The sequence below is a fragment of the Psychrobacter sp. Ps6 genome (genome assembly GCF_022129235.1).
Lineage (GTDB): Bacteria > Pseudomonadota > Gammaproteobacteria > Pseudomonadales > Moraxellaceae > Psychrobacter.
The window spans coordinates 56,056-63,869 of the sequence record NZ_JADQAI010000012.1 but is presented as its reverse complement, the minus strand read 5'-3'; the positions used below and the strand labels follow the sequence as shown (position 1 = coordinate 63,869).

Annotated in this window: 5 protein-coding genes; 4 read left to right on the top strand and 1 reads right to left on the bottom strand. The window is 43.1% G+C overall.

Going from position 1 to position 7,814, the window contains the following annotated elements:
* The 4 genes from I3255_RS12460 to I3255_RS12445 form a co-directional block, all read left to right on the top strand.
* A partial coding sequence (locus tag I3255_RS12460) for an acyl-CoA dehydrogenase C-terminal domain-containing protein (RefSeq protein WP_238039101.1) occupies positions 1 to 1,087 on the top strand: 1,087 nt, incomplete at its 5' end.
* Between the two features lie 306 nt (positions 1,088 to 1,393).
* The gene (locus tag I3255_RS12455; RefSeq protein WP_238039100.1) at positions 1,394 to 3,178 is read left to right on the top strand and encodes an acyl-CoA dehydrogenase C-terminal domain-containing protein; all 1,785 of its coding nucleotides are present in this window, start codon (positions 1,394 to 1,396) and stop codon (positions 3,176 to 3,178) included.
* Between the two features lie 254 nt (positions 3,179 to 3,432).
* Entirely contained in the window at positions 3,433 to 5,880 is a 2,448-nt protein-coding gene (locus I3255_RS12450; protein ID WP_238039099.1) for a site-specific recombinase, read from the top strand.
* A 230-nt stretch (positions 5,881 to 6,110) separates the two neighbouring features.
* Entirely contained in the window at positions 6,111 to 6,746 is a 636-nt protein-coding gene (locus tag I3255_RS12445; RefSeq protein WP_201598708.1) for a BLUF domain-containing protein, read from the top strand.
* A 200-nt stretch (positions 6,747 to 6,946) separates the two neighbouring features.
* On the opposite strand, the gene I3255_RS12440 is transcribed toward I3255_RS12445, so the two are convergent.
* Positions 6,947 to 7,783, bottom strand: a complete 837-nt coding sequence (locus tag I3255_RS12440; protein WP_238039098.1) for a symmetrical bis(5'-nucleosyl)-tetraphosphatase — start codon at positions 7,781 to 7,783, stop codon at positions 6,947 to 6,949.
* Positions 7,784 to 7,814: the final 31 nt, after the last annotated feature.

Here is a 7,814-nt window from a genome sequence, read left to right as displayed (position 1 = left end):
TAATGAAGATGGCAGCCTAGGCGAAAGCAATAATGTCGCTTGCGGCTCTATCGAGCATAAAATGGGTATCAAAGCCTCTGCAACTTGTGTGATGAACTTCGATGGCGCAACTGGTTATTTGATCGGACCTGAAAATCGCGGCCTACAGTGCATGTTCACCTTTATGAATGTGGCACGTATCGGTACTGCTGTTCAAGGTTTGACTGCAGCAGAGTACGCGTTCCAAGGTTCATTGACTTACGCAAAAGATCGCTTAGCGATGCGCGCGCTATCAGGTACTAAAGCGCCAGAGAAAGCTGCTGATCCTATCATTGTTCATCCAGCCGTTCGCAACATGCTATTAACCGAAAAAGCCTTTGCTGAAGGCGGTCGCGCATTGGTTTATTACCTTTCACACTTTGCAGATACCGTCGCAAAAGGCGAAGGCGAAGAGTTAAAGTTTGCTGACCAAATGCTGTCATTATTGACACCAATTGCTAAAGCGTTCTTGACTGAAACAGGTCTAGAAGCCGCTAATCACGGTGTTCAGGTTTACGGTGGTCATGGTTTTGTTAGCGAATGGGGTATGGAGCAGAACGTACGTGATACGCGCATTTCATGCTTATACGAAGGCACCACAGAGATTCAAGCACTTGACTTGTTGGGTCGTAAAGTTTTAGGCTCAGAAGGTAAGCTACTGGCTAACTTTGTAAAGGTCATCCAAGAATTTTGTGAAGACAACAAAGAAAATGACGAGATGGGTCAGTTCATTCGCCCACTTGCCAAGCATCTTAAAGAGTGGGGCGATTTGACTGCACGGATTGGTATGCAAGCTACTGAAAATCCAGATGCAGTAGGCGGTGCGGCAGTTGATTATATGTACTTTAGTGGTTATGTAACCCTAGCTTACTTATGGGCACGTATGGCACTGGTTGCTCAGACTGCTATTGCAAATGGTACTGGCGAAAAAGCATTCTATGACGCCAAGGTAAAAACAGCTCAGTTCTACTTTGCTAAGCTATTGCCACGTACTACTACGCACGTACAGCGTATCAGCACTGGTGTAGAGCCATACATGAGCATGGATGTTGATCAGTTTGCTTTTTAATTAAACATTAAGCGCTACTCATATTGTATTTTATCGGCAACATACTTCGGTGTGTTGCCGATTTGGTTTATGGATATATTTATATATTAATTAGCATTCCTTTATAGATAGCTACAAGTTTTAAAGTACCTTTAATCACTGCAATAGCAGCTGCTAACTTTTGGTGCACGCACAATTCACGAAGAAATACACCCGCGCACAAGCTTATTTGTTAAACTTTGAATATGAATCGCTAAGGTTACATCAAGAGAACAGTTGATAATCTTAACAACTCCAATTTTATCTATTTAAACCAAAGGAATGTTTATGGCTGTTTATAACGCCCCTCTTAATGACATGCGTTTTATGTTAAATGATGTATTTAAAGCGCCACAATTTTGGCAAAATAACGAAAACTTAGCTCATGTCGACATGGAAACGGTTGATATGATTTTAGAAGAAATGGCAAAACTTTCGAAAAACATCCTACTACCTATCAACCGTAGCGGCGACGAAGAAGGTGCAACTTTTCAGGGTGACGGCGTTGTCACCACACCAGCAGGCTTTAAAGACGCGTACAAACAGTATGCTGAATCAGGCTGGGTTGGCTTAAGCGGTAACGCTGAATACGGCGGTCAAGGCTTCCCAAAAATGGTTACCATGCTCACCGAAGAGATGGTTTTTACGGCCAACCAATCGTTTGCCCTATACCCTAACCTAACCGTCGGTGCAACACTGTGTCTGAATGCAGCTGCCTCTGAAGAACAAAAGCAGACTTATTTAGAAAAAATGTACAGTGGTGAATGGTCTGGTACTATGTGCTTGACAGAGCCACATGCGGGTACGGATTTGGGTATCATCAAAACCAAAGCCGTGCCTAACGATGATGGCAGCTATAATATCTCTGGTACCAAAATCTTTATTACTGGTGGTGAGCACGATCTCACAGACAATATCATTCATTTAGTATTGGCAAAAACTCCCAATGCCCCAGAAGGCTCAAAAGGCATCTCACTGTTTGTTGTACCAAAATTCTTGGTCAATACAGATGGTAGCTTGGGCGAGCGCAATACATTAGCCGTTGGCTCTATCGAGCACAAAATGGGTATCAAAGCGTCTGCCACTTGTGTGATGAACTTTGACAATGCCAAAGGTTGGATGGTTGGCGAAGAAAACACCGGCCTATCATCAATGTTCATTATGATGAACTATGAGCGTGTCACCATGGGTTTACAAGGTCTTGGTGGTTCTGAGCTTGCTTATCAGAACGCGGCTCTATACGCCAACGACCGTGGCCAAGGCCGCAGCGATACGCAATTACAAAGCCCAGAAAAACCTGCGGATGCCATCATTCACCATGCCGATGTCCGTCGCATGCTATTGAACGCCAAAGCCAATACCGAAGCCTCACGTTGCTTTGCGATGTATGTCGCCAAAAATCTAGACGAAGAAAAATTTAGTACCGATCCTGAATCAGCAAAAGCCGCCGCTGCTCGTGTTGCCCTACTGACGCCAGTGGCTAAAGCATTCTTGACTGACAAAGCGCTAGAAGCAACGGTTGATTGCCAGCAAGTCTTCGGTGGTCATGGCTATATCCGCGAATGGGGTATGGAGCAAATCGTTCGTGATACGCGTATTGCTCAGATTTATGAAGGTACCAACGGTATTCAGGCACTTGACTTACTAGGTCGTAAAGTGGCAAAAAATAACGGCAAATATGTCATGCATTTCTTGGGTGAGATTCGTGATTTCGTCAATAACATGCAAGCGGATCATGGTATCAAACAAGCCACTTTAGATGCGGCGGATACAATTGAAGAGCTCACCACAACAGTTCTGAACAATATTGGCGAACGCAAAAACGAAATCAATGGCTGTGCAGTTGATTATATGCATGCCTTTGGCTACCTCGCTTATTCCTACATGTTTGCGTTGATGGTAGAAGCAGCAGATGGCAAAGAAGGCGATTTTTATACCAATAAAGCCAAGCTTGCAGATTACTTTGTTGGTCGTATCTTGCCACGTATTGACGCTCATGCACAAATGGTCAAAGCTGGTAGTGACCCGATGATGAACTTTGATCTTGACTATTTTGATGTGCCTGCTAGCTAAATGCGCATTGTAATCATTTTATAAAATGCTAATAAAAAGGACAGTCTGGTTGCTGTCCTTTTTTTTGTCAAAATAACTGCTAACAAAATAATTCACTATCCATGCGTGGTTACGATTAAAATGATGCAAGACAGAGTGTCGCTCAAATGAAATGATAACTTTACCAAGTTCTTAAAAAATCATTACGACTTACTATGCAATGCACATTAGCAAATAATAAAAACGATTGAAACAACCACAATAAAGGGTGCGACGTGTCAGAATTAAAACGCATTTTACAACAAATTACAGCCCTAAGTGATGTGCCCGATCCGGCGATGCTCAAACGCTTGATCGATGAGTTACGCGTCAGTGACAAGGAACCCGCTTTAGCTAACGAAAACATCCAATCCCTTATTGATATTCTGCATCAACATCCAGAATATGGCGACGGACTCTCTAGCTTTGTCCTAAAATTGATTATCCAATATCGTCAAATCGCGCTATATACCGATACAGGTATTATGTCGGATCAAGGATTCTTCAATAGCTTAAGACGATTGGTCGGGCATCGGTTTTTGCCGATACTGCCTCAAGACGACTCAGTTGTTGAGCTGGTTGGTTACTTGTTTGATAAGCGCACTGATGAGCGCTGGCTTGCCAATATTGAGACAAAAAAATGGGACGAACTCGTGCAGCTTCTGAGGGTGGAAGAAAAACACCTAGACTTGGTTGCCACGGCAAAAAACAGCATTTTGAACGCGATTATTATTTTATCTTATCGTATCAGTGGTCTTGGCTTGCATCCTGATTTAATGGACGCTTATCCACAGATGCTCAACTACTCTGCCTCTTTTGTTGCTCAAAACCAAGAAGCGGTGCTCTTTGTTAATCAATACAGACAAGCGCATGAGCTTGATACCTTAACCGACATTACCCCTGAGCAAGCCGTTGATCCCGCACCATTGCTGGTCATGATTGAGCAGTGTGAAGATATCGTTGCCACTATCCGCAAACGTATCTATAAAACAGGTATCTCTATTCGCTTGACCAATATGATGCTGCGCTTAGATCAGAGCTTACAGCGGGTGCGTATCTTGACAGAGCTGGTCACAGATGACAATCAAAAAAGAGATCGCGCTGTCATTGAGCTGATACAAACACTGATTACGACTGCCAATCGACGTTATAGTATTGGCCACTTGATTGATAACAATACCAAACTACTATCACGTAAAGTCACTGAAAACGCCAGTCGCGTGGGTGAGCACTATATCAGCACCGATAAGTCTGGCTATCAAAAAATGCTCAAAAAAGCCTCTATTGGCGGTTTTGTCATTGCCTTTATGGCCACCATAAAAATACTGGCGTACCAATTGGCGCTCGCACCGATGGGACGTGCATTTATCAACAGTATGATTTATGGCTTGGGCTTTGTGTTCATCCACGTTATTCGAGGAACGGTCGCTACCAAGCAGCCAGCGATGACCGCTGCTGCTATTGCGTCTACTATATCTGAAGGCTCTGGCAAGAAGTCTCATCAGTTGAATAAGCTATCAGAGTTGGTCGTTGACATTTTACGTACTCAGTTCATCGCTATCATGGGTAACGTTATGTTAGCGATACCCGTTGCTCTTATCATCTCTTCTGCTTGGTTACAGTATACAGGCGCACCGATGATTGGTACCGAAAAAGCAGGTCATCTACTACATGACTTGGATCCATTTCACTCATTAGCGCTTCCTCATGCTGCTATCGCTGGCGTGTATTTGTTCTTAGCAGGTTTGATCGCGGGTTATTACGACAATTTAGCGGTCTATAATAAAGTAGGTGCGCGTATTCAACGCCATAAACTACTACAATATATACTCCCTGCATCATGGCTTAAGCGTTTAGGCGGCTTCATAGAAGCGAACTTGGGCGCTATCATGGGTAACTTTTTGTTCGGGGTTTTCTTAGGTAGTACAGCAACCATCGGCTACATATTCGGCTTACCAATTGATATTCGCCACATTGCTTTTGCTTCAGCGAACTTGGCACACGGATTGTTCAATATATCTGCTGATGACATCAGCTGGAGCCTCATTCTGATTTCTATATTGGGTGTGGCACTTATTGGTATGGTCAACTTAATAGTCAGTTTTTCGCTGGCGTTATTTGTTGCTTTACGTTCAAAAGAAGTGCGTTTCTTTGAATGGAGTCGTCTCACAAAGCTAGTGTTTGGACATATCATTAGCCATCCTTCTGACTTTTTCTGGCCACGCGACAAGCCAATGAAATATGCACGCATCGATAGTCAAGGTCACATGATATTTGATGACACTTCAGCACAAAAAAATGGAAAAGCCATACCAAGCAATTATGTGGTACGCCGATTGTCTGATGTCAGAATATTACCCGAGTCTAAGCAAGCAGTAGCGCAAAACGCGGAAGCGAGTACAGACATATACTATGACAGTCAACCACAGGGCGATCACACCCAACCTCACAATTCTCCTAAGAAGGTTGTCAATCTTGATGATGGTCTGGCAGATGAAGAGCTAAATAGCACGCCTTATACTGACGATATCCAATATGACAAAGTCACCAAGACGCTCAATACCATCGATAATGATGATACTGTTGGTCACGAGTCAAATCATGCGGATGCTGATGACAAGGCCACTGGCGATGCCAAAACTCCTTTACCAAAACCTAAAAAACCGCCAAAGCTGCCTGACTAAAGGGCTCGCTTGGGCGGCTTTGTGCTTGGTAAATTATTGTAAAATCATTTGATATCAGACCTAAAGCACCCACACAACTTAGCTAAAGCTTTTACCCCTTAATCTTAAAAATATGGACGTAGAAGCAAAACTCTCGCACAGCTCAACAAACTTAGGATTCAAAAATCATCTAAAATAATGAGGAGCAGGCTCAATAAGAAATTGGGATAGATCACTAAAAGAGGACAAGAATGAATATAGCCAGTCATAGTAAACTGGAAGAATCTATGAAGGACGTTGCATCAACCTCCCTTGTAAGACTCATCTATGTTAGTAGAGTTAATACCACCGATAGATCTGTATTTGAGCATATCCAAAGACACTCGCATGTCTATAATAAAAATAATAAAATTGCAGGTTTTCTATGCAATGATGAAAAAAGCTTCCTTCAATGCTTAGAAGGCGCAAAAGACGTTGTATTTTCTCTTATGCAAAGAATATTTAAAGATAGGAATCACAGAAAAGTAGATGTCGTTGCTGTTGAGCAGGTCAGTCAGTGCCGTTTTGAAGATTGGCGTATGCACAGTCTTAACTTAAGCGCCAGTAACTGGCATAGATTGTCTGATCATGCTCAGTTAGGAGAGATCTCACCATTCAAACCAGAACACTGGCCATACTGGTTTGTTGAATATTTTATTGAATGTGTGAGGAAGTTCGACTACTCTAACATCAGTCATGACACAAACTACATCACCTTTGATGACTTAGGTTACTCTGAGCTTGAAGAAAAGTTAACTCAAGATAATATCTTACTATTTATATTTCTTGGGCTACTGGTCGCGTCAACCGCAGCTGTCCTATTATTCAGGTACGACGTTATTCCTTGATGACTCAGTTAGATGACTTATTAATCATTTGAGCATCACTCAATGTTAATCATTTGAGCATATCTCAGTAGAACCATCAAAACAGGGCTATTAATTGATCAATAGCCCGCTTGAAAAAGACGGCATTTGCGGACCTATTTAAAAAGATTATTTAGGCTTTTATATTAAGGTATTTGTAGTCCGGGTATTCGTAGCCCACGTTATGAACTCGGGCACTGTGCACTTGAAGCTATTACCTTGCCGTCGCTGAGACGATATGCCAACAGACAGTTGCCCCATACGCACCCACCATCGAGTGCACGCGCATGTGGTAAATCAATCTCGCCTTGCAGTGCGGCCCAGTGACCAAATAGTATCTTACGCGTGCGCGATACTTGCCACTCAAACCATGGTAAAAAATCGGTTGGCATAGGCTCATCTAGCCCTGCTGTAAAGTCAAACTCAAGCAAGCCATCCTGCTGACACAGGCGCATACGAGTAAAGTAATTGGCAATCGCTCGCATCTTAGTAAAGCCATCAATGCCTGCATGCCATTTATCGGCTTTTTTGCTATACAAATTCGGTAGCAATTCATCAAGCTGCTCTAAGCTACCTTGCAGCTGCGATTCTAGCTCTTTGGCATATGCTGCTGCTGCCTCAATACTCCAATGTGGTGGAATCCCTGCATGTACCAGCACCGTATGCTCATCTGGATACGCCAATATAGGCTGCCTGCGTAACCACTCAAGTAATTCATCACAGTCATCCGCTGCAAAAATTGGCGCAGTCTTGTCTTTGCTCTTGAGTTTTGCAGCCCCGCGCCAGACTGCAATTAAATTGATGTCATGATTGCCTAACACAGTTGCTGCGGCGCCCTGCTCACACAATGCTTTGACGTCGCGCAAGGTATTTAATGAGTCCTCACCACGCGCTACCAAATCACCGGCAAACCATAACTTGTCTTGATTAGGATCAAAATCCAATGTCTCTAGTAATTGTAGATAAGCCGCGTGGCAACCTTGTAGGTCACCAATGACATACTGATGGCGAAAACTCATAATACCTCTATGATTTTTATATAATAGTAAT